This is a genomic window from Vibrio jasicida CAIM 1864 = LMG 25398 (assembly GCF_000400365.1).
In the GTDB taxonomy this organism is placed as follows: domain Bacteria; phylum Pseudomonadota; class Gammaproteobacteria; order Enterobacterales; family Vibrionaceae; genus Vibrio; species Vibrio jasicida.
This window is the reverse complement of the sequence record NZ_BAOG01000089.1, coordinates 1-365: the sequence shown is the minus strand read 5'-3', so window position 1 is coordinate 365 and position 365 is coordinate 1. Positions and strand designations below refer to the sequence as shown.

The 365-nt window shown below is 56.7% G+C and carries 1 rRNA gene; it reads left to right on the top strand.

The features are described 5' to 3' along the window. Positions 1-365 (top strand): 16S ribosomal RNA (locus VJL_RS21020); the annotation flags it as partial.

Below are 365 nucleotides of genomic sequence, written 5' to 3'. Positions count from 1 at the left end.
GGCGTCGAGCGGCGGACGGGTGAGTAATGCCTAGGAAATTGCCCTGATGTGGGGGATAACCATTGGAAACGATGGCTAATACCGCATGATGCCTACGGGCCAAAGAGGGGGACCTTCGGGCCTCTCGCGTCAGGATATGCCTAGGTGGGATTAGCTAGTTGGTGAGGTAATGGCTCACCAAGGCGACGATCCCTAGCTGGTCTGAGAGGATGATCAGCCACACTGGAACTGAGACACGGTCCAGACTCCTACGGGAGGCAGCAGTGGGGAATATTGCACAATGGGCGCAAGCCTGATGCAGCCATGCCGCGTGTGTGAAGAAGGCCTTCGGGTTGTAAAGCACTTTCAGTCGTGAGGAAGGTGGT